General features: G+C 47.5%; 28 protein-coding genes. 6 read left to right on the top strand and 22 right to left on the bottom strand.

Annotation, left to right across the window (positions count from 1 at the left end; translation table 11 throughout):
* Positions 1-5: 5 nt before the first annotated feature.
* The 4 genes from B5F25_RS07905 to B5F25_RS21600 all read right to left on the bottom strand — a co-directional run bounded on the left by B5F25_RS07905 (position 6) and on the right by B5F25_RS21600 (position 3,573).
* Positions 6-2,519 carry a TraG family conjugative transposon ATPase gene (locus tag B5F25_RS07905; protein WP_087248785.1) on the bottom strand — a complete coding sequence of 838 codons (2,514 nt, stop codon included), beginning with the start codon at positions 2,517-2,519 and terminating at the stop codon, positions 6-8.
* Positions 2,516-2,836, bottom strand: a complete 321-nt coding sequence (locus B5F25_RS07900) for a DUF4133 domain-containing protein (protein ID WP_087248783.1) — start codon at positions 2,834-2,836, stop codon at positions 2,516-2,518. Before B5F25_RS07900 ends, B5F25_RS07905 begins: the two co-directional genes overlap by 4 nt.
* A 4-nt stretch (positions 2,837-2,840) precedes the next feature.
* On the bottom strand, positions 2,841-3,137 hold the full coding sequence (locus B5F25_RS07895) for a DUF4134 domain-containing protein (protein WP_013617142.1): 297 nt from the start codon (positions 3,135-3,137) through the stop codon (positions 2,841-2,843).
* A gap of 250 nt (positions 3,138-3,387) precedes the next feature.
* On the bottom strand, positions 3,388-3,573 hold the full coding sequence (locus B5F25_RS21600) for a hypothetical protein (protein WP_143269870.1): 186 nt from the start codon (positions 3,571-3,573) through the stop codon (positions 3,388-3,390).
* A gap of 12 nt (positions 3,574-3,585) precedes the next feature.
* On the opposite strand from B5F25_RS21600, the gene B5F25_RS07890 reads away from it, so the two are divergent.
* On the top strand, positions 3,586-4,404 hold the full coding sequence (locus B5F25_RS07890) for an ATP-binding protein (protein ID WP_087248781.1): 819 nt from the start codon (positions 3,586-3,588) through the stop codon (positions 4,402-4,404).
* A complete protein-coding gene (locus tag B5F25_RS07885) occupies positions 4,401-5,282 on the top strand; it encodes a DUF4435 domain-containing protein (RefSeq protein ID WP_087248779.1) in 882 nt (293 codons plus the stop codon). Before B5F25_RS07890 ends, B5F25_RS07885 begins: the two co-directional genes overlap by 4 nt.
* Before the next feature lie 72 nt (positions 5,283-5,354).
* Here the strand turns inward: B5F25_RS07885 and B5F25_RS07880 are convergent, their stop codons facing one another.
* The 5 genes from B5F25_RS07880 to B5F25_RS07865 form a co-directional block, all read right to left on the bottom strand.
* Positions 5,355-6,029: a DUF4122 family protein gene (locus B5F25_RS07880; protein ID WP_087248777.1), complete on the bottom strand. Its 675-nt coding sequence runs from the start codon at positions 6,027-6,029 to the stop codon at positions 5,355-5,357.
* A complete protein-coding gene (locus tag B5F25_RS07875; protein ID WP_087248775.1) occupies positions 6,017-6,436 on the bottom strand; it encodes a DUF3408 domain-containing protein in 420 nt (139 codons plus the stop codon). The genes B5F25_RS07880 and B5F25_RS07875 overlap by 13 nt, the downstream gene beginning before the upstream one ends.
* A 14-nt stretch (positions 6,437-6,450) precedes the next feature.
* Positions 6,451-7,224, bottom strand: a complete 774-nt coding sequence (locus tag B5F25_RS07870; RefSeq protein ID WP_087248773.1) for an AAA family ATPase — start codon at positions 7,222-7,224, stop codon at positions 6,451-6,453.
* Positions 7,185-7,334 carry a hypothetical protein gene (locus B5F25_RS22220; RefSeq protein WP_206423539.1) on the bottom strand — a complete coding sequence of 50 codons (150 nt, stop codon included), beginning with the start codon at positions 7,332-7,334 and terminating at the stop codon, positions 7,185-7,187. The genes B5F25_RS07870 and B5F25_RS22220 overlap by 40 nt, the downstream gene beginning before the upstream one ends.
* Before the next feature lie 255 nt (positions 7,335-7,589).
* Entirely contained in the window at positions 7,590-7,952 is a 363-nt protein-coding gene (locus B5F25_RS07865; RefSeq protein ID WP_087248771.1) for a DUF3408 domain-containing protein, read from the bottom strand.
* A gap of 44 nt (positions 7,953-7,996) precedes the next feature.
* Here B5F25_RS07865 and B5F25_RS21110 point away from each other — a divergent pair, with 44 nt between their 5' ends.
* The 4 genes from B5F25_RS21110 to mobC all read left to right on the top strand — a co-directional run bounded on the left by B5F25_RS21110 (position 7,997) and on the right by mobC (position 12,220).
* Positions 7,997-8,200, top strand: a complete 204-nt coding sequence (locus B5F25_RS21110; RefSeq protein ID WP_140406890.1) for a hypothetical protein — start codon at positions 7,997-7,999, stop codon at positions 8,198-8,200.
* A 295-nt stretch (positions 8,201-8,495) separates the two neighbouring features.
* On the top strand, positions 8,496-8,918 hold the full coding sequence (gene mobA, locus B5F25_RS07855; RefSeq protein ID WP_087248767.1) for a conjugal transfer protein MobA: 423 nt from the start codon (positions 8,496-8,498) through the stop codon (positions 8,916-8,918).
* Positions 8,903-10,156: a conjugal transfer protein MobB gene (gene mobB / locus B5F25_RS07850; RefSeq protein ID WP_087248765.1), complete on the top strand. Its 1,254-nt coding sequence runs from the start codon at positions 8,903-8,905 to the stop codon at positions 10,154-10,156. Before mobA ends, mobB begins: the two co-directional genes overlap by 16 nt.
* Before the next feature lie 33 nt (positions 10,157-10,189).
* Positions 10,190-12,220, top strand: a complete 2,031-nt coding sequence (gene mobC, locus B5F25_RS07845) for a conjugal transfer protein MobC (RefSeq protein WP_087248763.1) — start codon at positions 10,190-10,192, stop codon at positions 12,218-12,220.
* A 123-nt stretch (positions 12,221-12,343) separates the two neighbouring features.
* On the opposite strand, the gene B5F25_RS07840 is transcribed toward mobC, so the two are convergent.
* The 13 genes from B5F25_RS07840 to B5F25_RS07780 all read right to left on the bottom strand — a co-directional run bounded on the left by B5F25_RS07840 (position 12,344) and on the right by B5F25_RS07780 (position 25,916).
* Complete coding sequence (locus B5F25_RS07840; RefSeq protein WP_087248761.1) at positions 12,344-13,345, bottom strand: HNH endonuclease; 1,002 nt, start codon at positions 13,343-13,345, stop codon at positions 12,344-12,346.
* Positions 13,342-15,411 (bottom strand): AAA family ATPase, encoded by a 2,070-nt coding sequence (locus B5F25_RS07835; protein ID WP_087248759.1) that lies wholly within the window; start codon positions 15,409-15,411, stop codon positions 13,342-13,344. Before B5F25_RS07835 ends, B5F25_RS07840 begins: the two co-directional genes overlap by 4 nt.
* Positions 15,412-15,568: 157 nt before the next feature.
* On the bottom strand, positions 15,569-15,949 hold the full coding sequence (locus B5F25_RS07830) for a hypothetical protein (RefSeq protein ID WP_087248851.1): 381 nt from the start codon (positions 15,947-15,949) through the stop codon (positions 15,569-15,571).
* Between the two features lie 12 nt (positions 15,950-15,961).
* Entirely contained in the window at positions 15,962-16,852 is an 891-nt protein-coding gene (locus B5F25_RS07825; RefSeq protein ID WP_087248757.1) for a translation initiation factor 2, read from the bottom strand.
* 7 nt (positions 16,853-16,859) lie between these two features.
* Positions 16,860-17,381 (bottom strand): hypothetical protein, encoded by a 522-nt coding sequence (locus B5F25_RS07820; RefSeq protein WP_087248755.1) that lies wholly within the window; start codon positions 17,379-17,381, stop codon positions 16,860-16,862.
* 24 nt (positions 17,382-17,405) lie between these two features.
* Positions 17,406-18,161: a PoNe immunity protein domain-containing protein gene (locus B5F25_RS07815; RefSeq protein ID WP_087248849.1), complete on the bottom strand. Its 756-nt coding sequence runs from the start codon at positions 18,159-18,161 to the stop codon at positions 17,406-17,408.
* Positions 18,162-18,178: 17 nt separating this feature from the next.
* Positions 18,179-19,300 (bottom strand): type VI secretion system tube protein TssD, encoded by a 1,122-nt coding sequence (gene tssD / locus B5F25_RS07810; RefSeq protein WP_087248753.1) that lies wholly within the window; start codon positions 19,298-19,300, stop codon positions 18,179-18,181.
* 24 nt (positions 19,301-19,324) lie between these two features.
* Entirely contained in the window at positions 19,325-21,814 is a 2,490-nt protein-coding gene (gene tssR / locus B5F25_RS07805) for a type VI secretion system protein TssR domain-containing protein (protein WP_087248751.1), read from the bottom strand.
* Positions 21,815-21,820: 6 nt separating this feature from the next.
* On the bottom strand, positions 21,821-22,726 hold the full coding sequence (locus B5F25_RS07800; RefSeq protein ID WP_087248749.1) for a PKD domain-containing protein: 906 nt from the start codon (positions 22,724-22,726) through the stop codon (positions 21,821-21,823).
* Between the two features lies 1 nt (position 22,727).
* The gene (locus B5F25_RS07795; protein WP_087248747.1) at positions 22,728-23,240 is read right to left on the bottom strand and encodes a type VI secretion system transmembrane protein TssO; all 513 of its coding nucleotides are present in this window, start codon (positions 23,238-23,240) and stop codon (positions 22,728-22,730) included.
* Positions 23,241-23,251: 11 nt separating this feature from the next.
* Entirely contained in the window at positions 23,252-23,752 is a 501-nt protein-coding gene (tssO, locus tag B5F25_RS07790; protein WP_087248745.1) for a type VI secretion system TssO, read from the bottom strand.
* A 21-nt stretch (positions 23,753-23,773) separates the two neighbouring features.
* Entirely contained in the window at positions 23,774-24,736 is a 963-nt protein-coding gene (locus B5F25_RS07785; RefSeq protein ID WP_087248743.1) for a type VI secretion system baseplate subunit TssG, read from the bottom strand.
* Between the two features lie 19 nt (positions 24,737-24,755).
* The gene (locus B5F25_RS07780; RefSeq protein WP_087248741.1) at positions 24,756-25,916 is read right to left on the bottom strand and encodes a hypothetical protein; all 1,161 of its coding nucleotides are present in this window, start codon (positions 25,914-25,916) and stop codon (positions 24,756-24,758) included.

Below are 25,916 nucleotides of genomic sequence, written 5' to 3'. Positions count from 1 at the left end.
TGTTTTTAGGGTTGTTTCTTTTCATCGCGTCTTTTTCCGGCAAGGCGGCGCACGGCAAGTTCCAGGTCGCCGTCCAGCCCGTCCGCCAGCCGTTGCAGTTCCAGTTTCTCGGATTCCTCCGTCGTGTACACCAGGTACTCTTCTTCGCTCACCTCCGTGGCGTACACGGCAGAACGGGTGCCTCCCAGCCCGATCCATACCTCGCGGTAGGTGTTCCCCGGGCGGTTCGCCTGGTTGATGGAGAGGATCTGCCCCTTTTCCTTGTCCGTCAGCCCGAGCAGTTTCTGTATCTGGTCGAACTTGTTCATGTATTTCCGCTGGTCAAGCAGAATCTTGCAGTCGCTGTTGTTGATGATGGCCTCTTTCACAATGGGCGAGGAGATGATGTCGTCCACTTCCTGGGTGACCACTACCGCTTCCCCAAAGTATTTCCGGACGGTCTTGAACAAATATTTTACATATTCACTCATGTTCGCCGACATCAGGGCCTTCCAGCATTCCTCGATCAGTATCATTTTCCGGACGCCTTTCAGCTTGCGCATTTTGCCGATGAAGGTTTCCATGATGATCAGCGTCACCACCGGCAGCAGCACCTTGTTCGAGGAGATGTTGTCCAGCTCGAAGACAATGAACCGTTTGTTCGTGAGGTCCAGCTTCCGGCCGGAATTCAGCAGGAAGTCATAGTCGCCTCCCCGGTAGAAGGGTTCCAGCACGTTCAGGAAACCGTCGATGTCGAAGTCCTTTTCACGTACCTTCTTCTCTTCCATCATCCGGCGGTAATCGTCGCGTACGAACTCGTAGAAACCGTTGAAGTCCGGTCTCAGGCTCCGGTCCTGCGTGATTTTCCGGATATAGGCGTTCACCGCGCCGGACAGGGCGACTTCCTCCGAACGGCTCGGCGCCTCGTCCTCCCGTTTCCAGAGGGTCAGAATCAGCGTTTTGATGCTTTCGCGCTTCTCCACGTCGAACTCCCCGGAATCGGTATAGAAGGGGTTGAAGGCAATCGGATTGTCTTCCTCATAGGTCAGGTAGATGCCGTCCTCGCCCTTCGTGCGGCGGTTGATCAGCCTGCACAGCCCCTGGTAGCTGTTCCCGATGTCCACCAGCAGGATATGGGTGTCCTGTTCATAATACTGCCTCACCAGGTGGTTGGTGAAGAACGATTTCCCGCTTCCGGACGGGCCGAGCACGAACTTGTTGCGGTTGGTGATGATGCCCCGCCTCATCGGTTCGTCGCTGAGGTCCACGTGTACGGGTACCCCGCTCTGGCGGTCCGCCATACGGATGCCGAACGGGCTGAGTGAACTGCGGTAGTTCGTCTCTTCCGTGAACAGGCATACCGCCTGCTCCAGGAAGGTGTGGAAGCTTTCCTCGGCAGGAAAGTCGCCCGCATTGCCGGGGATGCCCGCCCAGTACAGCACCGGTACGTCAACCGTGTTGTGGCGGGGCGTGCATTCCATCATGGCCAGCTGGCTTCCCGTATCGTTCTTGACACGCCGCAGGCTTTCCCCGTCTTCCGCCCAGGCAAGCACGTTGCAGTGGCAGCGCACGGGCAGCACGCCTTTCGTGTGGGCCTCGTCCAGGTACATTTCCACCCATTCCCGGTTTACTGCGTTACTGCGGCTGTATCGGGAGAGGGAGAGCATGTTCCGGGCGGTCTTCTCCATGTCCTGCAACACCGTCCGCGCGTCATCGATGAAGACATACTGCGAATAGATGTGGTTGCAGGGGAGCAGCAGTCCTACGGGGGCGGCGAACGAGAGGCGGCAGTCGCTGCGGTCCGTGGACATCCGCCCGTAGCGCATGTCGGTGCCCACCTTGCCGGGGAGGTCGTCCGCCGCGGAGAGGGTGTGCAGGCACAGCCGCTTGTCTCCGATGCGCATCCGGTCCGGCTCCAGGCAGATGTCTTCCAGCACCGTTTGCCCGCCTTCCGGAGAAAGGGACAGGTAGCGTTCCACCAGCCCCGGACGCTCTTCCGTGCCCGTGATTTCTTCCGGCGGCAGGCGGCGCAGGCGCACATGCCCCGAGTCGTTGACAATCCGTTCGAACTGTTCCACCGCCTCCATGAAACGGGAGGCGGCCTCCTTGTCCGTCACTTCCTTGGGCAGGATATGCCCCCGGCACAGGGTGCTGAAGTCGCTGTTCCGGCGGCTCCGTTCCCGCACGGTCTTGGTCACGTAGAGGTAGCAGCGGTGGTTCAGGTAGGGACGCTCGTTGAAGTGGCGTTCATAGCTCCGGGCCAGGAAGCTCATCTCCCTGCCTTCCCAGTCCGGCCGGTAGCTCTCTTCTGTGAACCAGTCCTGCTTGCACACGATGGAATAGTCGGGCAGCACCCGGATGGCTTTCACCCACACGGAGTGGATGGCTTCGTATTCCCCCGCCGCCACGGTGTACACCTCGGGCAGCGTCACCTCGAAGGCGACCGTCAGGTCCGCGTCCTTCGACACGATGCAGCCGTGCTCCACGGCAAGCAGGGGGAATTTCCGTTCCAGTGTCTCGGCTTTCAGTATGTTTCTCATGGCTTTCTTTCAGGGTTCAACATTCGGAATATCTTTCTGCGCCGGATCAGGTAGCGCGGGTGGCGCTTTTCCGCCAGCATCTTCATCAGCCCGTGTTCGCCGAACCGCGCGTTCAGCCGGAACACGCCCCAGGCCAGCAGGCTGCCGGCGAAGATGCCGCCCAGGATGCAGGTCCATTGCCCCGCACCGGCGAGGTAAAGGACGACCACCGCCAGCAGCACGGCGGCGAGTCCGCCCGCCAGGATGAAGAGGTACATGGAGGTAAGCCCCTTGAACTCCACCTGTTTTCCCACGCCCTTGTTCACGTCGTACTCCATAGGCTCAGAGGAAGAAGGAACGCAGGATGGTGGCGGCCACAATCAGGAAGATACAGGCGAAGAACCAGCTCGCGGCGGTCTTCGACGTGTCGGGGTCTCCGCTGGAGAACTTTCCGTAGGTCTTGATACCTCCCACCAGGCCGAGCACGGCGCCGATGGCATAACACAGCTTCGTCGCCGGGTCAAAATAGCTGGTCATGAGGCTGGTGGCCTCGTTGATGCCTGCAAGTCCCTCGCCCTGGGCGAAAGCCCCTGCCGTCACTAATACGCTCAATGCGGTAAAAAGGATTCTTTTTCTCATGCTTGAATCGTTTTTGGGGTTACACAATTGATTTCGGTGCAAATATAGAGGTGGAGAATGCAGCATGGTACAGGTGTTTCACCACATGGCGGCAGATGTCTTCAGATGTCAGTTCCAAAAATGATTCAGCATCCTTGATGCTTTGTTTTCAGGTATCAGAAGCCATGCTACATGCAACATTATAAATGTCCCGTTAGGATTTCCAATCCAGGGTTTTGCAGTGTAAGATAAAAAGCATACCTTTGCATCGCTAGAATCCGCCACGCTTCCCGCAGACCAGCGTACCAGGGCGGAACTTTTTGTTTAAGGGCTGTCTGTTCTCTATCAGAAAAATAATGCCATAAGCAATGGAACGGGTTGAAAACAACGCAGTTTCAGCAATTTTGCCGGACAGAAGTTGTGCATTTGCCTGAATTTTAATAGTTTTGTATTTCAAAAATGAATTTGTATGGAAAATAAAGGCAAATATATAGGCTGGTTTCAGGTACGGAGGATGTGGGGAAGGCTTGACCTGCAATGGGAAGGCATACACGATGATGTGAATATCCTTGTCGGCATCAACGGCTGTGGAAAGACGACCCTGCTCAACCTGATGTCGGATTACTATACTGGACAGAAAATAAAGAAAGGGATTGCTGAATCCGTCAGTGGCACGGCCATCGACAGTCCGGTCACATACATCCGTTCATTTGATGTGCCTGCCAACGCGAAGAAAAAGACGGAAAGCATATTGCTTCAGGAACTCAAACATGTCATCAACCAGAACGGGGAGGGCACTTCGTTTTTCGATTACCGGATGAAGATGTTGAACTATCCGGACAAGGCGGATATGATTCGGAAGCGGATCGACACTTTTTTCAAATTGGTCAATACCTTGTTTAAGGAAACAGGCAAAGAGATTACGATAGACCCGCAAAATAACACACTTGTTTTTTCAATCCGGGAAACAGAAGGAAAGCATTTGGCGGGCAATGCATCAACTGTTGATCACTCTGGTAGAAAAATCCAACTGGACCAGCTTTCTTCCGGTGAAAAGCAGATGCTGCTGATTCTGACCACCGTTTTCCTTCAGGAGGAGAAACCGAATGTACTGTTGATGGACGAGCCGGAAATCTCCCTGCACATCAGCTGGCAGGATCGTCTGATCGAATGGATACGGCAGTTGAATCCGTATTGTCAGGTAATACTGACCACCCATTCCCCGAATATCTTTGCCAATGGCTGGGAGGACAAGATTGTGTTCATTCAAGATTTGGAGCGGCCATGATGGAAGCGGATAAGCGTGACTTTTATGCCAAAGCGGCCAAAGGGCTGGCGGCATCCGCCAGACTCTACAACGTAGATGCCGTGGTTCATGTGGAAGACACGGATGACATTTGGTTCTGGCAACAGTGCCTTTCCCAATACCGTACGGGACATTACAAGTTCATGCGGGCAACGACCAATGAGAAAGGTTCTCCCACTACCGGATGCACGCAATGCTTGAAATACAAGGACTTCCTTTCCCGACGGTTCTTCATCTGCATAGACAGCGACCTCCGCTATCTTTCCGGTGAGGACTTGCGGGCGGAAAGGGGAATCCTGCAGACCTATGCCTATTCTTGGGAAAACCATTGTGCGTTTGCCGACAAATTGCAGCAGGCCTTTGATGAAGTGGAAGGGAGAAAACAGTTTGACTTCCGCTCTTTTCTGGAAGGATATTCCCGGATCGTGTACGAGCCTTTCCTGTTGATGCTGCATCAGGAAAGGGAGAATCATCCCCGTTTCAGACGGGGCGACTTCCACCGGTGTGTCGCGTTTCAATACCGGCAAGGGGATGAACTGGACAACGGCGCGGCTTTCCTGAAGCGCATGCAAGAAAATCTGGCTGCTGAAACGGTGGACGTGGCTGCGCAATACGGGTTTGACTTTGGAGTGGAGAGGGGCCGCTATGAAGTTTTGGGACTGCGGGAAACGAATGCATACCTGTATGTTCGCGGTCATGACCTCTACAATGCATTGGTATCCATCGGGAAAAAACTGTGTGAAAATACCGGGGTAGATTTTGAACAGAATGTCATGAGGTCGGCCCTGGCTTTTGGGCAATATGATGAAATTACCCGTATCAGGACAGATATCGGGAAATTGCAGGAACTGCCTTTGTGACAGGAAAAATAACAACGCCCGGCACAGCACAGACTCACACACGTGTGAAACAACTGTATCGGGCGTTTTTATTTACGCTATCAGTGTTTTCCAATCCTTTCCGAATTCATTTTTAGGAGGAGCACTGTTCCTGACCGGCTTTGGATTCCCCTCTTCATCCAAATACCTTCCCATCAGCTCCTCGATGACCTCCTTGTTTTCCACCTGCGCCTCAATGACCGCGAACATTTCCGTTTCACGTATTGTATGCAGCGTAAGGGCGGCACGGGACGACTGTTCCTCGTTCTCCCTGGCCCGGTTCCGGTTGAACAGTACGTCGGCCATGTTCACCAGATCCGCCTGTGTTACCGGTTGCGACACGGCTTCCGTGGGTATATTCATGGCATCCAGTTCCTCCTGTTCCTCCTGCAACAGGCGCATCCGTTCCAGATCCAGCGTGCATTCCACGTCCTCTTCCGGCATTTCCGCTTCCTCGCCGATAAAATCCTTCTCCAGAGGCAGGCTTAGGAACGGGGCTCCCGTTTCGCCCGTGTTCTCGTCTAAATAGACGGACTGCGTACCGCCCATCACATCCGCTTCCGGAATCGCTTCGGGAAGCGGCGTTCCTTTTTTCTCCGCTTGGGCGGAGGAGGAAACGGCATACAGCGCATCACAGATTCTTTTGACTTGGCTTTTCGCTTGCCATACCTTGTATAAGATATAGGCGGCACAGGCCGTCCGTACCGACAGATAGATTACTTCTTCCATTGTATAGGTTTTTGGGTGGCTTTTTCATTATAAATCCCATTGATAATTTCTTCATACTGCTTCAGGTGGTCCGAAAGCACGTTGTTCACGAAAGCGGGTACCGACAGGTCCGGTGCGATTACCGGCAGTACACCCGCGATGGCGCGGTACAGCGCATCGTGGATGTAGGTCTGCCGCCGGGTGCCTTTGAGACGTTCCGCAAGAAAGCGTTTCCGGTACGCTTCCTGTTCCGGTGGGGCCCCGTGAAGGGGTTTCGTTTCCTTTTCCCCGTCTTTTGCGTCCTTCCTTTTAGGCGAAGAGGATGCTCCGTCGTCCGTCATTTCTTCAAGGGCGGCCGTATCTCCCGCCACTACCCGTTTGAGGACATCCTCGTCCACATCATATATTTTACGGTTTCTGTTTGCCATAGTATGCTGTATTTTTAGTCAGTAAGTCCGAGTATCGTTTCCAGTTCGTCGGCAAGCAGGTCGATATGGCTCCCTTTCAGCAGGGAAGGTGAAGGAGGAAACAGCGTGCTGCGGAATACCTGGCCGTCCGTGCAGATGCCCCGGTTGAAGCGTTCCGCCTTCGGCAATACGGTTTCCAGCGTTTTCAGCTTCAGATGGCGGAAGATTTCCGTGTAGGCGCGGTAAAGTTCCTTGGACACCCGGCGGTCCATGCAGTTCCAGAACAGGCGGATGTCCTTCAGCGGGAAACTGTCATTGCGGGAAAGCAGTTCCCGGATGGCAAGCACGAAGTTCATGCTGCTCTGCATGACCATCCGGTTCTGTGTCACCGGCACGAACAGATAGTCCATGTTCACCAGGGAACGGAACACGCCTGTGGCATTCACCGTTCCGGGCAGGTCCGTCAGCACAAGGTCATAGGCGGTTTCCGAGCGGTCCAGGAATTCGTAGGCGGTCTGCTTGGCGTCTTCGGGGGTGGAGGTCAGCACGGTATAGGCTTTCCGCTCGCTTCCCTCAAACTGTTCCAGCAGCTTTCCCTGGAGCTTTTCGTTCTTTTCCACTGTCTTGATGTCCCATTCCCGGATGTCGCGGATGCTGTGTTGCGGATAGTCGCAGTCCACGACCAGCACGTTTCTGCCTTTCCGGTAGTGGAAATAGCTGGCAAGGAGTATCGTCAGCGTGGACTTGCCGACGCCTCCTTTCTGGTTGCTCAAGGCAACGAACAAAGGTTCTTTCTTCTTCTTTTCCATTGTATTTTCTTTGGATTGATTGGTTGTTCTTGCAGATAAGGATTGCCATACGGAATGCCTTGCACCAGTGCCTTGCCGCATACACTGCGCCCGTTGCTACAATGCAGCATATAAGGTACTGTATATACGCCAAAGTGTATGGTATCAAAGGACACATGGCAGGATTGTCACCAATGCATCCATGCAATATAATATGGAATGCATCAGGGCCATACTTGCAGGAGGCAATGCAGGACGTTACAGGCCACAAGGCATTGACATATCCGATGCACCATCATACCTGTTGCATCCCTGTATGTACTGTGTCACGGCAAGTGATGCAACGGTGGCCGTATCATGTCACGATACCTGTTGCAAGGCTGCGGTCAGAACTTTACATCATCCAGCTTGCGGTGAAACAGTTCTTCCAGTTCCGCCCCGTAGGTCTTCAGGTGATGGGCCAGCACATTGTCCAGAAAGGCGGGTACGGTCATCCCTTCCTTGACCATGGGCAATATGCGGGCAAGCAGGGAGTAGGTTTCACAACTGATGTAAGTCTGCTTGCGGTGTACGGTTTCGTTGCGGTCCAGGAAGAGGTCTTCATAGGTTTCCTGCATCCGCAGATCTTCGGCTGCGTTTCCTTCCCGGTCATCCGGGACGGCGCCGAGTGTTATTTTCTCTACCAGGATGGTGCCGCCGCTTTCCTTTTTCCGGCACAGGCTTTCAAACAGGCTTTTCTTCTTTCTCATAACTTCTTGAATTTAGGTGAATATTCATTTTTCGGTTCACTCTCATGGCACGCGACAGGGCAATGTGTTTCGTATGGCGGTGCATCCCGTCCGGCATTGCCGCATACACGGCATCCATGCAATGTTGGAAGCAAGACATCCCTGTCATATCTTGTGTATGGCAGGATATGAACGGATGCGTAGCACTGCATGCCCTCTTGCGTCACGTCAAAAGTAGGAAGTATTTCCGTCACATGGATGACCGGTAGAGTGCTTTGGCATGATACGACGTCAGATGTCCTCACATGTCAGGCAAACGGCTGTTTGACAGCCCGTTGAAAGGGACTAATTTTGCACCGTGAATCATGACGGAAGAGGGAAATGCACTTCACCGGCCTGCCACGCTCCGCAAGCGTCGCACGGCAATCCGGCGAAGGCGGATTCTCTGTTCAAACGAACAGAGCAAGTTGTGTCTTTGTCCGACAGAAATGCTTCTGCCCGACAAAGACCTCCGGCCCGCCCGGAGCGGGTGTTTTTCTCCAAAGTCGAAAACAAGGGAAATTTATGGGTAAAGACACAAGGACAAGAACAGGGAGGAAGCCCAAAAACGATCCGGCGGACTACAAATACAGCTTCCGCCTGAATGCGGCGGAGAAGGCGAAGTTCGACAGACTGTTGGCGGAATCGGGAGCCAGGGACCGTACGCTTTTCATCAAGAAGGCCGTCTTTGGAGGCACGCTCAAAGTAGTGAAGGTGGACAAGGCCGGCATGGACTATTACGTCCGGCTGACCGAGTTCTACAGGCAGTTCCAGGCGGTGGGCAACAACTACAATCAGGTGGTACGTTCCATCCGCAACAACTTCGGGGAAAAACGGGCGATGGCTTTGCTCTACCGGCTGGAGAAGTCCAACTTGGAACTGATACTCGTGTGCAGGAAAGTGATGGCGCTCACCGAAGAATACCAGCGGAAATGGTTGCAAAGATAAGCCATGGGGCAAGCCTTTACGGGGCGCTTGCCTATAATTTCAACAAGGTGGCGGCAGGTACGGCACAGGTCCTTTCAGGCAACCGCATCATATCCGACCGTCCGGACCAGCCGGGCGGGGACATGCGGCTGGCGCTGCTTTCCTTCGAGAACCACTTGCTGGCGAACCGGCGTACCGAGAAGCCGGTCCTGCACATCGCCCTCAGTCCGGCACCGGAAGATACGCTGACGGACGGACAATTGGAAAGGCTGGCGGAAAAGTACATGGAAAAGATGGGCTATGGCAGCCAGCCTTACATCGTGTTCAGGCACGGCGACACGCACAATCCGCACATCCACATCGTCAGCGTATGCGTGGACGATGAGGGACGGAAAATCAGTGACGTTTATGAACACCGCCGGTCCATGACGGCCTGCCGTGAACTGGAACAGGAATTCGGTCTGCGCAACGGTGCGGAAGTACAGGAGCGTGAGTGGGGAACGGAACTGAAGAAGGTGGATGCTTCGTCAGGTGACGTACGCCACCAGGTAGGCAACACGCTGAAAGCTGTGCTGGAAAGCTACCGTTTCCAGACCTTCGGCGAATACAGCGCGCTGCTGTCCACGCTCAATATTGAAGCGAAGCTGGTGCGGGGCGAATACGGCGGCAGGTCCTATACCGGCATCGTATATGCGGCAACGGACGACAACGGGAAGGTGGTCAGCCCGCCGTTCAAGAGTTCCCGGTTCGGCAAACGGTTCGGGAAGGAAGGGCTGGACAGGAGGATGCTGGTGCATGCGAAGGACTTCAGGGAAGGCAGGTGGGCACCGTCCATACAGCGGCAGGTGGCGGAAGCCATGCGCAACGCCCGCTCGCGGGAGGAGCTGGTCAGGATGCTGGACAGACAGCATATCGGGATAGTGTTCCGCGAGAACGCGTCCGGCAGGATATATGGAGTGACTTTCATCGACCGTGACCGCCACGAGGTGTTCAACGGCTCGCGCATGGGCAGGGAGTTCTCGGCGAATGTGCTCAACGAACTTTTCCGCTGGTGGGAAGGCATCCCGGCTCCTGCGCGGACGGATTCCTCTGCCGAACTTTGGCGCAGCCGCCGTCCGGAACAGGGCAGCGTGTTGGAACAGGCGGCCGGCATCCTCTCCATGGAACAGAATCCGGCGGTCGACTACGAGGAAGAGGCTTTCCGCCGCCGTATGAAACGCAAGAAAAAACAGCAGAAGCGCAGGTCACGCGGTATTTGACCGTATAGGAACAACGAATAATTTTTTAACTCTATGCAACAGGAAGACGATTTGAGGGCGCTTGCCAAAATCATGGATTTCGGCAGGGCTGTGAGCATTTTTTTGGGGGTGGTACATGTCTATGTGTACTGTTATCCGAGTTTTCACCACTGGAACCTGACGCTGGAGGTGGTGGACAGGATATTGTTGAACTTCAACCGTACCACGGGAATTTTCAACTGTATTCTTTGGAGCAAGCTGGCGGTAGTCCTGCTGCTGGCCATATCCTGCCTGGGTACGATAGGCGTCAAAGGGGAAAAGATTACCTGGAAGGGAATCGGTACGGCACTCTTCGCCGGGACGGTGCTGTTCTTTCTCAACTGGTGGCTGCTGGACCTCTCCCTCCCTCACGGGGCGGTCACGGCTTTGTATGTCTTTACCCTCGCCGTCGGCTATCTCTGCCTGTTGAAGGCGGGCTTGTGGATGAGCCGTCTGTTCCGGCACCGGCTGATGGAGGACCGCTTCAACATCGAGAACGAGAGCTTCATGCAGGAAACCCGGCTGATGGTGAACGAGTATTCCGTCAACCTGCCTACGCGCTTCCGTTACGGGGGCAGGATGCACGACGGGTGGATTAATGTGGTCAACCCCTTCCGGGCTTCCATCGTGCTGGGCACGCCGGGATCGGGAAAGTCCTATGCGGTGGTCAACAGCTATATCCGCCAGATGATTTCCAAGGGTTTCAGTTGCTACCTGTACGACTACAAATTCGACGACCTCTCCACCATTGCCTACAACACGTTACTGCATAATACGGACAAGTACAAGGTCACTCCCAAGTTCTATGTTATCAACTTTGACGACCCGCGCCGCTCGCACCGCTGCAATCCCATCAATCCGGAGTTCATGACGGACATTTCCGATGCGTACGAGGCAAGCTACACGATTATGCTCAACTTGAACCGCACCTGGATTGAAAAACAGGGCGACTTCTTCGTGGAGTCTCCGATTATCCTTCTTGCAGCCATCATTTGGTACCTCAAAATTTTTAAGGGCGGCATCTATTGCACGTTCCCTCATGCCGTCGAACTGTTGAACAAACCGTATTCCGACTTGTTTACCATCCTGACTTCCTATCCGGAGTTGGAGAACTATCTTTCCCCCTTCATGGATGCTTGGAAAGGCGGAGCGCAGGACCAGCTCCAGGGCCAGATAGCCAGTGCGAAAATTCCCCTGACCCGTATGATTTCCCCGCAGCTTTACTGGGTGATGACGGGCAACGATTTTTCGCTGGATATCAACAATCCGCTGGAACCCAAGATTCTCTGTGTGGGCAACAACCCCGACCGCCAGAACATCTATTCCGCAGCCTTGGGGCTGTACAATTCCCGCATCGTCAAGCTCATCAACAAGAAGGGGCAGTTGAAGAGCACGGTCATCATTGACGAACTTCCCACCATCTACTTCCGCGGGCTGGACAACCTGATAGCCACCGCCCGAAGCAACAAGGTGGCTGTCCTGTTGGGCTTTCAGGATTTCAGCCAGCTCAACAGGGACTATGGTGAAAAAGAGTCCAAGGTCATCCAGAATACGGTAGGTAACATCTTCAGCGGCCAGGTGGTGGGGGAAACGGCAAAGACGCTTTCCGAACGCTTCGGCAAGGTGCTCCAGCAGCGGCAGTCCGTTTCCATCAACCGGCAGGATGTGTCCACGTCCATCAATACCCAGCTCGATTCGCTCATTCCGGCATCCAAGATTGCCAACCTCTCGCAGGGTACCTTTGTCGGTTCGGTGTCGGACAACTTCGGCGAGAAGATTGACCAGAAGATTTTCCATGCCGAAATTGTGGTGGACCATGCCAGGGTCAGTGCCGAGGAGAAAGCGTACAAAAAAATACCTGTCATCAACGCTTTCAAGGACAGGGACGGCAATGACATCATGCTCCAGCAGATCCAGCGCAACTACGACCGCATCAAGGCGGATGCGCAGGCGATTGTCAATGAGGAGATGGAGCGCATCAAGGCAGACCCGGAATTGTGTGAACGGTTGGGGCTGAAAGAGAATGATGAAAATTCTGAAAATTAGATAACAAGCGAACTATTCTTGAATATAGAATTTGATCTTTTTTATCAACAATATTCACCTTAGATAAAACCACAGACAGGAAACTGTTACGATTCTAAGAAATCCTATGAACAAAAACTTGATTTATATTATACCTAATTGTTTTGCAATGTCTTGAACAAGCTTTGCAAGAGGTCGCTTCAAAATGTCATCAGCCTGATCATAATTACCTAAAATGAAACGATTAATGTCTGCCTTGCAAGGAATAAAATTAAATCCGGCATCCTTGAGTGCTTTAATGGCAGATGTATTATGAGCACGGTATTTCCAAATTATCTCCTCAACTGTATCGTTAAAATTCTCATATAATTTGTTTATGTGAAAATAGCTGTCGTAATCATCAACCTTTTGTTGTGGAGTTCCAATATTGGGACCAAAAATTATACGGAGATCATCAGAATCTCCTGTCATACTGTATTTAAGGAAGGATTTCTTATCCAAAATGAATTTAAAAGGGAACTTATTTGAATTTGAGTTGTCATATAATGCAAAAATTGGATTTTTGTTACTTTTTAGTTGATTACAATGGGCACAACATGGGTATAAATTAAAAAATGAGGTTGCCAAATAAGGATACTTACTCTTAGGCATATAGTGATCAAGCGTAAAGGTAGAATGATATGTTTTATTTCTACTCGTTTTGCCTCTTTTTACAGATACGGCATACTGTGTTCCACAATATACACATGATTTTATATTTAGGCCTTTCATATATTTAGGAAATATTTTTTCTCTAACATCGTCATAACCCATAGCATCAACAATATGCATATATAATACTTTCTCCACTTGTTTGAATGTCCCATTAGCTTGCTGAATATTTAAGTTGATTCTACCTAAAAGATTAATTATCCCAAAATATAATGCTACTCGCGTGTTGTAATCATTAGGCTTTGCTGTTATGATATCCTCATAATTATCAATAATTTGCTGTACATACAAAGATTCCGCATTGTAACCAGCATTATTTAAAGCACTAGCAAGGCGAGCCAGTCTATCTTCTGGTTTATCTGCTAAATGTCTTAAATCATTGAGATATTCAGCTGCATATTGTTCTATAGTAGGTGTAATGCCAATCTGTATCATTCTTGTTCCTCCTTAATACGTTTAATTTCTGCCTTGTATAGTTCAATTTTCTCCTGTTTATGAATAATTTTACTATCACTATACATGGCCATCAGTTGTTCTTTAACTAATGGCTCGCCAATGGTAAGAATAAATTGTCGTGCTTTTTTTGCGTCCCAGTATTCATTGCTATTGGTGCCATTGCTGAGATATTCTGTTAGGTCTAACACTTTTCTACGGACAAATTCTCCCATAAAACCTTCACTAAGAAAGAAACTTTGATATAGTATATCATTGACATTCGCGCAAAATGGGTTGATTTTTACTTTATTATTCTCTACTTCTCCTTCATTAAGATAAAGAATATTTTGTTGTGGAATATCACTCAGTATAAATGGCGAATGAGTTGATAACAAAATGTTAAAACCACAGTTTTCGTTTAGTTTCATGCGGTTAATAGTCGTGATAAGGTTATTCAAAAATAGCCGTTGAAAATCGGGATGGAAGCAAAGTTCTATTTCATCCAATAATAGATTTATGCATCTATATTTCACCCGATTCTTTTCTGTAATAGATAAAATATTTTTGCAATGATATACAATACTGCTGAGAACGAATAACATTTGTAACTCACCGGAACTTAATAATGAAAGAGATATTGGACGTTTGTTAATCTTTTCTTTTTTAATATTGTATCTATCCAAAGTGATATCATGCTCGAAAAAGGATGGAGGTAGATGCTCCATAATATCATCTAAATTGTGAAAGTCTATTCCATCTTTCAAATTTAAAGCAGCAAGAAAAGTATCATAATCAGGATGATCTGTCAACAAATCATAATCAGCTTTTCGCCCACTATAATTTGTAAGAAAATTTACCGTTTGTCTTAATTTAAGCGTGATATGTGACGAATCATTACGAAGTTCATGGATAAAATCTATTAGCTCAAAAGGTTCCCAAATTCCTTTTTCATTACCTGTTTCTGTAGCAAAGCACAGATTCATTTTTGAAAAATCGTTATAATCTCTATAAGAGGGATATGTGCCGGCAATATTAAGCACTTTATACACAAGATATAAATAGCCTATAAGTTTTAAATCGTCTTCGCTGCCGGTATATTTGAAGTCATATGCTTCAATAATACAGCGAGCGTATGATTTAGAAGATGCCAAAGATTTTTTAAATAGGTCAATTATTATTTTATAACGATAATTGGAATCATTGCGAAATTTTTTCTCATCCACATCTATTTTCAAATCTTTTATGCTGAATTTCTGCAATAGTGTATCCGGTCGAAAAGTGTAGTTGATGTTCTGTAGTTGATAGTTTTCTATAAACTCTATGTTATTTTTTTCACTGTATTTTAAAATAGACGTCAGACGGTTTTCATTCAAATAACTTTCTGTATCCATATCTAAGACTCCATTGTCACGGTACGGATTTAATACTATAGGGATTCTGTAACCGTCATTTTTGTGATAGAGACACTTAATCCATGGATAACCGCCTAATTGTCCTAAGATAACTTCATCGCTTCGATAGTTTTTTTCATAAAAAGCATGTATACTATAATTTATAACTAATGTATAAAACAGGTTTTCAGTGATTTCTATAATTTTTTCATCAGTAGGAGTCTTAATGTGTTCATAATCGTTTCCAAATTCACCGTTCAATGTTCCAAATACATATTTGTGAGCGCCTATTTCAAATGCCATTGTTTCCCCTCTGCTCTTAATGCATCCTATTTCACGATTAAATATAAAACCTAAGTCAGCATATATATTTTTAATATAACTGACTTTCATAGAATGCTCATTTTCTGGAATGTGTTTGAAAAGCATATAAGCAAGATTGTTCATCATCCGGATGATAATTTCAAATAAGGTGCTTTTCCCACAACCGTTTTTCCCGACAATCGCTTGTATAAATATGTTTTTCCCAAACAAATCACTTATAACCGAATCGTTATCGGTGGTATATTGGTTGAAATAATATCTTTCTCCTTCTTTTAGTATTTTCCTAATATATGGAGCACATTCAGATTTAATTTCTATGTATGATAATAAAAACGACTTTATTTGCTGCATAGTTGTTATTTTATGACGTGAAATACACCGCAAAATTACTCATTTTCTATTACTTACACATTATAATTAATGTAAGCTTTTATATCAAGTTCACACATTTTGTGAGGTAGACTATTTCTACAAGTTTTCTAACTTGCAAATTACCTATAGTTATAAACTAAAGGCACATAGACTTTATCCCAAACCCCACAACAATCTCCACCACCTCTCCATGCTCCCTCACGACCTTCAGCATCCGTGCCGGAATACCATGAGTGAAACAACAGCGGATAAATTCTATCCCGATAAACACGCCTGCGTCCGAGTTTCCGGTTCCATGTTGCTCCTTGTTTCGGAAGGTTACTGTCCCCTCCATGGTTTCATGTCTTCGTTTCCGGTAGAGGGCTTCTTTCTGAAACACTTGGGTGATGTTGTTCCGTACGATTTCCACTTGTTGTCCTCCGTTTTGCAGAAAATCCAGATAATCAGCCAGTAGGTCTTCTGGACATCCGCTTTGCAACAGGGCTGTTTGGAGGTGTTGTATTTCCATTGGATTCATAAGCATTTCTTTTTACTTGGCAATAATCAGTTTTTTGTCTTTGATGATAAGCGTGTCTTTCCCGCCGTTTTTAATCAGGCTCACATTATCCAGGTCTATCATGCTGTTGGATATGGAAAAGTCCTGATGTATCGTATCGTTCCGCAAGAAATGAATATCCTGTTTATACAGGTTCGGAATAGAAAAAAACAGGGCAATGATTCCACCCACGCAACATATCATCAACAGTGTAAAGGCAACAAACCAGCGCTGGTATTTTCTATCTTCTACCACCTTCACCTCAACAGGTGCAGGTTCTTCGTTGATTGTCACATTTTTCTGGCTGCACGTCACGCGACATCTCAAGTTGGGAAATTCATGCAGGCTGAACAGGTCCGGAACCTGTTGCAGAAATTGCAGGTATTGTTTGGTTTCCATCTGCACTTCCAGTTCCACCGTTACACGGATAACACTCCGCTTCATTATCTTGGGCTTCCCCGATGCGTCTGCGGGCTTGGCTACATTGACGGGACGGATGTCCGATGCGCCTGTGTCCACGCTCATGGCAAGCTCCACGCCGGTGCTTCCCAGCGAGGGGGCGTCTGCCGGATGGCTTCCATAAGGGGACGAGTTCTCCGTTCCCTCGTATTCTGCTATCAGGTCTGCTATTTCCCGCACCTCGGTTACTGTCACGTTCTTAGCCTCTGCATTCACAAAGTTTTCCACTTTGGCTTTTACCCTGTCGGTCAAAAAGGCTTTTATCTTGTCTTCGCTTTTCTTATGGATAAGGTAGCTCGGATACTTCTTGGTGAAGCTCCGGGCTACGTTTTCCATATAGTCCATTGTATAGTCATAATTACAATCAATAGTCAGGAAAAATACAACGGATAAACTGAACTGGTTGGATGTTTGAAAATCATTCATACATTTCTCAATAAACAGTAATTATCAAATCTTTCTGGGCTTCAATGGCTTCATCAAAAATAAAATTTAAATCATCCATTTCTTCTTCATAATCATAATCACCAATGCCGTTCCCTGCTTCCAGTGTTGTATATTGCTGTTTCTTGATTTCCAATTCTGACACCGGAATGCTTATGATATAAGGAAAACTATCACTGAGTGGAATAGGTATGAAAGTGCTCTGTTTGTCCAGTTGCCACAAATTCTCGGCATTATAGATGATTCGCCCATAATATTCACAAATTGTTTCATACACATATCCATACATGAATGCCATGTGGGGAAAACGTTTCTCTCCGTTTACAATGTCAGCGAGTACACTGTAAGCATCTTCCAACGGACTTATTTCACTTCCAAAATAATTATTCAAGCTGTCTAATTTCTCCTTCAGTGAAGAAGACAGATGGTTCAACAAATCCACATCGTGCGAACCGTAAACGGCTTTTACTTTATCTGCATCTACTAAATAAGCATGAATATAATAACTCATATCAGTTTCATTTTTAATTGTTACTTACTTTTGACCATCTGCCCAATGAACCATATCGTATGGATAATATGGTTGTCCTTTCAAAATACTGTCATCAAGTCCCAATACCTTGACCAATGCACCACTTTCAAAACTCCAGTAACCGTTATGAACAATGCCATATTTATGGTCATTATACCATGAACAATCAGAGTGCCCTCGATACCATTCCTTTTTGATATATTTCTCTATTTTTTCAATAGCCAATAAGTTACTTTGTTTGCTACTAATAAATATGGATAATATACTTTGGTAAGGAATTGGGAACAAAATAGTATTCGAATTTCTTCCCCAATTTGGCAATCTATATTTAATTAAAATATTGTATAGAAAATCATCAACATGTTCAACATTTATCATATCAGATAATATCTGTATATTATTAATATCTGTATCTAACATTATTCCTATAGATAACATCCATAGCATCTGTACATATCCACCTGTAATAGTCCAGTTATCCATTAATATTTTTACCAAATTATCATAATCACTTTTTAGTTTCACCACATCTTCTCCCATTGAATATTTTGTCACAAAAGAATTTAGTTTACATCCAAAAAGTGTATTGTATTTATTATGAAGGACTTGCTTATTGGGAGCCGAATATAGCTGCACATGTTCCTTTTCCGCTTTAAGAAGTTCATCAATATTATTTTCCAGTTGTTTACTTCTCCGTGAATATTTAGTTAGTTGATCTAAATATTGCTTTTCTGTAAATAAACTATCTCGTAAAACCATATTTTTATACATTAATTCTATTCAACATTCATTTTTATTAAACCATTATCTGTAATTAAAAACATACTTATCTTTCCAGCTTCAGATATATTAGTGAGAACTCTATCAACAGCGTTTTCATCTAAAGCATCTTGAATTTCCGATGCAATTTCTTCTGAAATTATTCCTTCAAAACCTAACTGAGCCACTCTTGATGAAATCCATTTAATGCTCATTTGAGGTCCATCTTTTGTTTTAGGATTTAATCTTGAGGTTCCAAACTTAGCTTCATCAATAATAAATTTAGGCACAGGTGTCAAATTCTCATAAATTCCATCAATACCGTGCCTAATTTTAGAATCCAAGCTGTCAGGTGCGTCATCACCGATTCTTTTCAAATTGTATCGTTTGCCATTTACACCTTTCTTTAATTCCTCGCTAGTCTGCAAATTAAGGCAGGATTTTATCTCTCCATAATTGCCTTTTTGTTTATTGGTTGGTTCATCTTCATTTTCATTTTCTAATAAAGTTTTAAACCGTTTTTCCTCTTTTTCTGATATTTGTTTCATTTTCGCCACTTGGGCATCAATGATTGCCTGGTCAGCCTCTGAAAGCGATTCAGAAGATTTCCTGGTAAAATTAGTATTTCCTTGAGTATTTACATTCTTTTCCGTTTCGTTTTTGACAAAATTCTCTGCACTACTTTGGATTGCGGGGTCACTCACTTTCCATTCCTTCTCCCTCGCCTCCAAATTATTCCTCTTGATAATCCCCGGCGACAGGTACACAATCATCACCATCGGAGAGTTCCCGGCACTCATGCTTTCCTCTATCTTCACGCAGAAGCAGTCCCAGAATCGGAAAATATCCACAACCTCATTTTCGTTATAGATGAAATGAATTTCTCCATAGTGCATGGCTCCTTCGTTTAGCCAGTCATAGAAAAACTGCTCGTCACCGCTACATTCAAACATGAGCGTAATCAGGTCTCCCTCAACCGGCAGGTTCTCCCGGTTTCCTATTTCTTCGCAAACTTGGATATGTAGCTGTATAATTCGCCCCAAATTCGGATCGTCACAGTGCCGGATATGACACCGGTAGCTGTAATAGAGCAACGGTATCTCTTTGCCTCCGATTTTCAATATTGCCTGATAAATCATAACTGTAAAGTTTCAAATGAACGATTAGGGTAACAGCTCACGGCTAATCCAGTAATAGGTCTGCCCGTTGGATTTGAACGACTTGCCGGCTGCTTCGTCCAGCATTTTTTTCTTTTCCTTGAAGTATTCAATCAGCATGTCCAGTTCCACGTCCGTAATCATATCCTTGTCCTTCAGGTCCTTGACCCGATACACCTCAAAGAACGGATAGTCCGCCGGGCAGGAGGTAAACCGCTGCAAGGCTTCCGATATGGACATTCTCAAAAAGGTCTTCCTCTTCACCTTGCAATACTTGTCCGTGTTGCGCTCGGACAGGAAATGCCGCACCAGCTTTCTCCGCACACGGCGGGTAGAGGCATATTCCGGCACGTTCAGGCTATCCGTCTTCACGCGTATAGTGGATTCTTCGCTATCTGTCCAAAAATAGTCGTCCGGACAGTCGCAGATGTTCACTTTCGCCTGTTTTTTCTTCTTGACAGCTTCGTATTTATAGTCCATAATTAATTTGGCGGGTTCCTCTACATATTTTCTCAGGCGCTTGAATTCCTCTTCGTTGGCAAGCAGGTAATAGCCCAGTGACGGTGACAGCGAGTCTGGCAACACGACAGGCTGTGCCGGCAGGTTCCAGGCAGGTTCGATATCCGGAAGCACAGACAATATTGGTTGCACCCCTGCCTGGCGGATATGGTAGTAGTCTGTCATTGTCGAGTCCGCCTTATACCGATGTGTTCCCACCTCGTCGAATGCCCTTGTCAGGCTGTTGCTCAGCAGGGTGTTGTCAAACTTCACTTGCAGTAGCATGGAGTCCAAGGCAGAGGTAAGTCCTTCCAGTTCCAGCGATTCGTTCTTTTGCGGAAACACCAGCCATCCCTGTGTCATGCTCCGGTTGGGGAAGTCCAGACAATAGGTGTTATGGCCCACTTCCGCGTATTCATTTTCATTCCGGACTTGTTCGGGATATACGACCAATTCCCGTTTTTTTCGGCTGATGCGTGGTGCCGAGCAGTCTATCATGTTCCCTATTTGCAGCACGAAGTTGTTGAAGTTGTCCGGCTCTCCCCCGTAAAGCTGGAAACCCAGCAGGCGGCAGTTGTTCTTCACCAGTTTGTTTACCAGAGTGGAGTCCGCCCATTCGCTGTTGAACCCTTTGTCGCCGATGACAACCAGGATGTTGGTCTCGTCCGGGCATTTGTTGAACTGTTCCACCCCGATTTGAACGCCTGACCAGCTGCCGAACCGTCCGTATGTGGGTTCCAGTTGCTTGACGTTACGTGCCTTGGCGGAAAGGAAGTCAAGCAGCTCCATGTAGTCGGGAGTCAGTTTGCAGATGGGGTCTGTCCGGTTGTCCGGCTCGTTGAAGGTCAGCACGGCGCCGAACCTGAAGGAAAAGCTCTCGTCATTTACCAGTTGCGACTGCAATCCCTGAATGGCGTTCACTACGGCTGGAAACTGCTGGATGGTGTTCTCTTTTCCTTCCAGGACAAACACCAGGTTTATTTTCTGCAAGTCCTTCTCTATCTTATTCTTGAAAGTGCTGTAATAAATCGGATTTCCGTTAACATTCAGCACATAGCTTTCCTGTTTGTCAATGACCGGCATCGGAATATGCGTCCTGAAACACAGGCTTGTGTCATTCTCTTTGTAAAACAATACTGGACTGTACCGGATGGTAGGATAGTTCTCTGCAAATTCCAGTTTCCGCTCCATGTCGTCGGCCGACAGCCGCAAGGTGTCCTTTCGTTCTCTGTCTTTGAAGATGAGCGTACTGTCCGGCAGCGAGGCTATGTCTATATGGAGTTGTTGCCCGGCAGCGGTCAGCAGCCCTCTGTCTATCCATCCGATAACCGTCTGTCCTATGCTGTCGGCGTCAAGCTGCGGTTTGTTTGCCACGAGTACACATCCCTTGTCTTCCGATATTTTATAAGGGTACACGATACTGTAAAGCGGAATCTTGCCGGCTTCCTGTGTCAGGTCGGTATTTTCAAACAGTTTCACAGAATCATTGGTAAAATATGCTGAGGGATTGGCCAATGCCACGGTGTCGCTCAGTATGACCACTTGCTTGTTCTTGAATCCCGTGAGGACATCGGTAAATCCGCTACGGGTCAGCAGCAGGTCGTTCTGGTTCATCCAACCGCAATATTGGGCCTGTTTCCACTCTTTCAGTTTTCCGTTTTTCAGGATAGCGGGGTTATATTGGATAAGTTTGAGCCAGTCTCCTTTCCGTTTGATGACCAGAAAGGCATCCATGTATTCCACAGCCTGCATTTCGTTCTTTCCGCTCGGGCTCAGACAGCTTGTCCCTTGTTCCTTGGCGAAGACAATCCACGGATTGCGCTTGAACAACGACAGACTGCGGGGAGCTTTCACTCCTTCCACCGAATAGTTCCGCACATATTCGCGCGGAACATTCTTCACCCGTGTAAAACGGTGTACCGGTCCGCAGGCTGTCAGGCAGGCAATGCTGAAAATACATCCAGTCTGGAGCAGATGCGATATAAAGTTCTTTTTCATGGCGCATTACTTTTTTGATTCGGAAAAACGTTCGTGTTGGGTCACCATCAGCTGCATGACGCATTCGTTGTTCAGGTCATCGCCCATATCGACAAACACTTCATCAATCACTGTTTTCTTTCGCGCGATGATTTTCAGCCCCTGGCAGTAAGAATAGAAGTCATTCTTTTTATGGTTGTTGACAGTGACGGCTATATCCGGATTCCCACAGAGATATTTTTTCAGAATATAGTTATAATGGGTATTAAACGGTCTGCCGTCCACGATGGCCTGCAAATGTTCACGGATATCGTTTCCGATAATGACAAGCACATCAGTAGAGTCATTTTCTGTATACTGGGGAAGGACTTTAATCTTGTGCCGTACAGGGTATTGCGTATCTTCCGTAGTCAGCAGCACTTCATATTCGCCTGGTTCCGAATAGGCATAGAGCGGATTTTGTTCTCGGGAGTCAACGATTCCTGATTCGCCGAATTGCCACCGCCACTCTTTCGAGGGTCCGTATCCTTTGAAAGACACGATTTCACCTTGGAAAGCGCTCGCCGGAGCTTTCATTTTTACAAGCTGCTCGCTCCCGTAAGTGTTTGTTTTCTTCCGTACGGTGATGATCTGCTTCTTTTCCAGCGAATGGTCCACTTGCAGGCGTACCTGGTAACGTCCCGGTTCTTTGAACACATATTGTCCGTTTCGTTCGTGTGAGACATCTCCGTTGCCGAACTCCCAGAGCCATGTGTTTGCCCTGCGGGTACTGTCCGCATAATAGATGGGTTCTCCGACCTCCACTTCTATGGGGGTCAGTGTCATCCGCACGGTCCGGCTGGAGAAAAATATCCGGATCAGCACGGCAATAAGTATGCACAGCAGCATGGCTGCCGCTACAAACAGAATCTTTCTGGTATAAATCTTTCCCATGTCATTTATTTTTAGTGCCTGAGCGCAGGTATTCTTCTTTTTTCTGCAATCCGATCTCGCATTCTTCCAGATTGGCTTTGAACAGTTGTATGTTTTGTTCGATACTCCACAATTGTTTTTTGTCTGCCAACCACATGGCATAAAAGTCGGCTATGTGCATAAACAGCTTGTACCGTTTGTCCCAACTGTTTCTTTCGTATATATTGCGCAGGTTGTTTATCAGGTAGTGGATATCGTCTTCTTCATATTGGGCATGTACCCCCGGCTCAAAGGTTTCGATTTTACGGAACAGGGAATCTATGGCCAGTTGGCTGTCGGCCTGTTCCTGTTGGAAATCCTTGATACGGTCCATCTTTATTTTCACGAACTCCTTCTCTTCAAACATCTTGAAATCCGAATTCCACATGAATATTGCCAGACAACATACCACGGTTGTTACGAAAAAGAACAGGAATACATAGATATGCCCCATCAGGGTCTCCCGCTTGTTCAGTGTTTTTTTATTGTCATTCATAATATGCAGTTTTATTGGTTGCTGTTGGAACCGACATTCAGGTTGCGACGTGTCTTCCAGTTGTCTTGGATACATTGCATCAGGTCTTTCTTTACCATCTCTTCCTGGATGCTCAACAGGCGGATGGAGTCTTTTACACTCAGGAACATGTTGATGTTCCCCAGCAGTTGCTTGTAAAGCCTGCAATCCTTGTCATCCATACTTTGGATATACTTCAACAGGTTCATTTTTCGCACGCTGACAACACTTTGCAGAAGAACATCGTTAATCTGTGGCGAGGTGTTCATCAGCTTCATGTACTGATAGACCGAATCCACGCTGTTTGACAACGAAAGTTCTTTGGCATAGACATAATCATACTTCAATGTCTGTTCCGTAATCCGCTTCACTTCCGTACTGGACGTTTTAAGGAAACAGGCAAATATGGCCACGGCAAGAATGACGCAACCCGTCAGGTAACAGGAAAATTTCAGATAGGCTTTCCTTACTTCCGTATTATTTCTCGGTTTCATATAGAATAGGTGTTTTATGGGTTACAAATAAGTGCTGATTCCTAAATAGGCTCCTTGTTCCGTTGGATTTCCCAGCTTGAACTGGGCGTCCTCCTGCTGTATGATATAACGGACTTGTATTTCCTTGTCAGCGGGCAGGAACAGGTCCATCAGGTCACTGAGTATCTGGCGGTCAATGGTATCGGAGAATAGGGTCTCCATCTTCTGTGCTGATAGCGGGCCGATTTCCAACAGCATTTGGTAAGTGCCGTCGGCAAAATGGTTCCCCAGGACCATGGTGTCTCCCAAAAGGCATTCTCCCAGTTTAGGGACAAGATGCGGGTCTGCTTCCACTACGCTTTTCTCTCCTTTTTGCAGACGAATAGGCACTCCGGTCAGCATGCTCATGCACTCGCTTATTTTGGAAGGGCTGACGGTAATCTGTTCCATATAGGCCAACATGCGGATAAGCATAATCGCCAGATGGACAGGCAGCAGTTTCAGCACCGGCCACTGGTCGGAGAATATACTTACAAAGTCTGGATGCACGTTCATTTCATCGATACGGCGTTCCTTGTTTTGGAAACTCACCAGCATGTAGTCCAGGGTTATCTCGAAAGGCTTGAAGAAGCGCCGGGCATAGAACTCTTCATCCCGGTGAATCCGGATTTCATCCAGTATCTGCTCTTTGGAGCTTTTGTCGGACTGATAGAGGTTCTTATGGAAAATCCCTTCGGGGAGTGTGTCATAAATACTTCGTCTGTTCACATAGAGATACAGGTAATCTGTCAGGTCGTATTGGGAATATTCCGAGTGGACATCGTGGATGTCTTTCGAAAAGCCACGCCGTATGTCCCCCAACCTGGAAATGAGGGTGCGTTCCGCATCGTAGCCGCTTTCTTTCAGTCCGCTGGCCACCACTTCCGCTTTGAAGTCAGTGTCCGGCAAATTGAACGGATGGGAGCGTTCGTCAAAACATACGATTTTGTCAGTTTCTTCTGCCATAACTTTCCGGGTATTAAGGTTAGTCCAATATGTTCCAACGTGTTTCACTGGATTCCTTGGGGTGTCTGGAACGTTCGGCAACCACGATGTTCTCCTTGTGCTTGCCAATGTATTCAAGACGGCTGAGAGTGGTCCATAGGTCATTGAACAGGTATAGGAAACGCTCTGTAGTTACCATCAGTTGACGGATATTGTGATGGTCATACAGCAAGCCGCAATTTTCCCGCAACAGCCCTTCGTATGCACCGGGAGTGATGCCGTTCCATTCATTGAAGTACTTCAACAGGTCTTCTTTTTCCTCTTTGCTCATAAAACTCAGGCATACGTACAGGTGGTGTGCCAGTGTGGAAAATACATTCAGAAAACGCAAGGGGGAATAGTATTGCCCTTCATTACGATAGGAAAAATAAATGTCGGATATGAAAAGCATGATATGACGGCACAACATGCCGATGCTTGTGGCCAGCACCGTTTGCTTTTCCGCATTTTCCACCTTGGCGAGAATATCGAATGAGGCTTTTTCGATGGAATCAACAAGCTGCCCGAATTTGGCATAATAGTTCTTCAGGTCAGGATGGCTGGACATGCTGGTACAGGGAGGTATGAAGTTACCGTCCACTTCACAGCGGTTGCCGTTCTTGCGCAAACGTCCGATCAGCAGGAAGTGCCTGCCCAGCTCGCCTCCGTTGGTTTGCCCTGTCGGCAGTACGCTTAACGCATAGTTGGGCAATGCGTTGGGTTGCCGGGGACTTAATTCCTTTTCGTCCGGAATACCTGAAGGACGGTGCTCGAATGGATCGGCCATCAGGATGACATCCCATCGCAGATCTTTGTCTTCCATTTCATCGGCAGAAATATGGAAACTGGCCGTCAGTTCATCATTGTCTCCTGCGTCATAATCGATCAGGTATCCTCCCGAAGTAATGGCATGGCACCGTTTCAGGCGGACTTCCAAAGTTCCCGTGACAAGTTCCGTGATGCTGAAATCTCCGGAAACGGGTTCTCCTTTCTTGAAGGGTAAAAGCCCATAGTTCGTACGGTTCAGATGATACGACTGGTATTCACACAGCCGGTGCGTAAAATGGTTTTCTTGCTGGACGAAGTGCTCCTTCTTGACCGGCATGCCGTCCGCCCAGTTCACAAGCGGATAGCTGCCCCTTTTATTTTGATTTCCTGCCAT

Source organism: Bacteroides sp. An19 (genome assembly GCF_002160215.1).
Taxonomy (GTDB): Bacteria; Bacteroidota; Bacteroidia; order Bacteroidales; family Bacteroidaceae; genus Phocaeicola; species Phocaeicola intestinalis.
This window is presented reverse-complemented; position numbering and strand designations above follow the sequence as displayed.

What these genes read in the sequence shown, in the direction of transcription:
- B5F25_RS07905 (WP_087248785.1), bottom strand. Translation starts at nt 2,519, where the DNA reads ATGAGAAACATACTGAAAGCCGAGACACTGGAACGGAAATTCCCCCTG.
- B5F25_RS07900 (WP_087248783.1), bottom strand. Translation starts at nt 2,836, where the DNA reads ATGGAGTACGACGTGAACAAGGGCGTGGGAAAACAGGTGGAGTTCAAG.
- B5F25_RS07895 (WP_013617142.1), bottom strand. Translation starts at nt 3,137, where the DNA reads ATGAGAAAAAGAATCCTTTTTACCGCATTGAGCGTATTAGTGACGGCA.
- B5F25_RS07890 (WP_087248781.1), top strand. Translation starts at nt 3,586, where the DNA reads ATGGAAAATAAAGGCAAATATATAGGCTGGTTTCAGGTACGGAGGATG.
- B5F25_RS07885 (WP_087248779.1), top strand. Translation starts at nt 4,401, where the DNA reads ATGATGGAAGCGGATAAGCGTGACTTTTATGCCAAAGCGGCCAAAGGG.
- B5F25_RS07880 (WP_087248777.1), bottom strand. Translation starts at nt 6,029, where the DNA reads ATGGAAGAAGTAATCTATCTGTCGGTACGGACGGCCTGTGCCGCCTAT.
- B5F25_RS07875 (WP_087248775.1), bottom strand. Translation starts at nt 6,436, where the DNA reads ATGGCAAACAGAAACCGTAAAATATATGATGTGGACGAGGATGTCCTC.
- B5F25_RS07870 (WP_087248773.1), bottom strand. Translation starts at nt 7,224, where the DNA reads ATGGAAAAGAAGAAGAAAGAACCTTTGTTCGTTGCCTTGAGCAACCAG.
- B5F25_RS22220 (WP_206423539.1), bottom strand. Translation starts at nt 7,334, where the DNA reads ATGCTGCATTGTAGCAACGGGCGCAGTGTATGCGGCAAGGCACTGGTG.
- B5F25_RS07865 (WP_087248771.1), bottom strand. Translation starts at nt 7,952, where the DNA reads ATGAGAAAGAAGAAAAGCCTGTTTGAAAGCCTGTGCCGGAAAAAGGAA.
- B5F25_RS21110 (WP_140406890.1), top strand. Translation starts at nt 7,997, where the DNA reads ATGGCACGCGACAGGGCAATGTGTTTCGTATGGCGGTGCATCCCGTCC.
- mobA (WP_087248767.1), top strand. Translation starts at nt 8,496, where the DNA reads ATGGGTAAAGACACAAGGACAAGAACAGGGAGGAAGCCCAAAAACGAT.
- mobB (WP_087248765.1), top strand. Translation starts at nt 8,903, where the DNA reads ATGGTTGCAAAGATAAGCCATGGGGCAAGCCTTTACGGGGCGCTTGCC.
- mobC (WP_087248763.1), top strand. Translation starts at nt 10,190, where the DNA reads ATGCAACAGGAAGACGATTTGAGGGCGCTTGCCAAAATCATGGATTTC.
- B5F25_RS07840 (WP_087248761.1), bottom strand. Translation starts at nt 13,345, where the DNA reads ATGATACAGATTGGCATTACACCTACTATAGAACAATATGCAGCTGAA.
- B5F25_RS07835 (WP_087248759.1), bottom strand. Translation starts at nt 15,411, where the DNA reads ATGCAGCAAATAAAGTCGTTTTTATTATCATACATAGAAATTAAATCT.
- B5F25_RS07830 (WP_087248851.1), bottom strand. Translation starts at nt 15,949, where the DNA reads ATGAATCCAATGGAAATACAACACCTCCAAACAGCCCTGTTGCAAAGC.
- B5F25_RS07825 (WP_087248757.1), bottom strand. Translation starts at nt 16,852, where the DNA reads ATGAATGATTTTCAAACATCCAACCAGTTCAGTTTATCCGTTGTATTT.
- B5F25_RS07820 (WP_087248755.1), bottom strand. Translation starts at nt 17,381, where the DNA reads ATGAGTTATTATATTCATGCTTATTTAGTAGATGCAGATAAAGTAAAA.
- B5F25_RS07815 (WP_087248849.1), bottom strand. Translation starts at nt 18,161, where the DNA reads ATGGTTTTACGAGATAGTTTATTTACAGAAAAGCAATATTTAGATCAA.
- tssD (WP_087248753.1), bottom strand. Translation starts at nt 19,300, where the DNA reads ATGATTTATCAGGCAATATTGAAAATCGGAGGCAAAGAGATACCGTTG.
- tssR (WP_087248751.1), bottom strand. Translation starts at nt 21,814, where the DNA reads ATGAAAAAGAACTTTATATCGCATCTGCTCCAGACTGGATGTATTTTC.
- B5F25_RS07800 (WP_087248749.1), bottom strand. Translation starts at nt 22,726, where the DNA reads ATGGGAAAGATTTATACCAGAAAGATTCTGTTTGTAGCGGCAGCCATG.
- B5F25_RS07795 (WP_087248747.1), bottom strand. Translation starts at nt 23,240, where the DNA reads ATGAATGACAATAAAAAAACACTGAACAAGCGGGAGACCCTGATGGGG.
- tssO (WP_087248745.1), bottom strand. Translation starts at nt 23,752, where the DNA reads ATGAAACCGAGAAATAATACGGAAGTAAGGAAAGCCTATCTGAAATTT.
- B5F25_RS07785 (WP_087248743.1), bottom strand. Translation starts at nt 24,736, where the DNA reads ATGGCAGAAGAAACTGACAAAATCGTATGTTTTGACGAACGCTCCCAT.
- B5F25_RS07780 (WP_087248741.1), bottom strand. Translation starts at nt 25,916, where the DNA reads ATGGCAGGAAATCAAAATAAAAGGGGCAGCTATCCGCTTGTGAACTGG.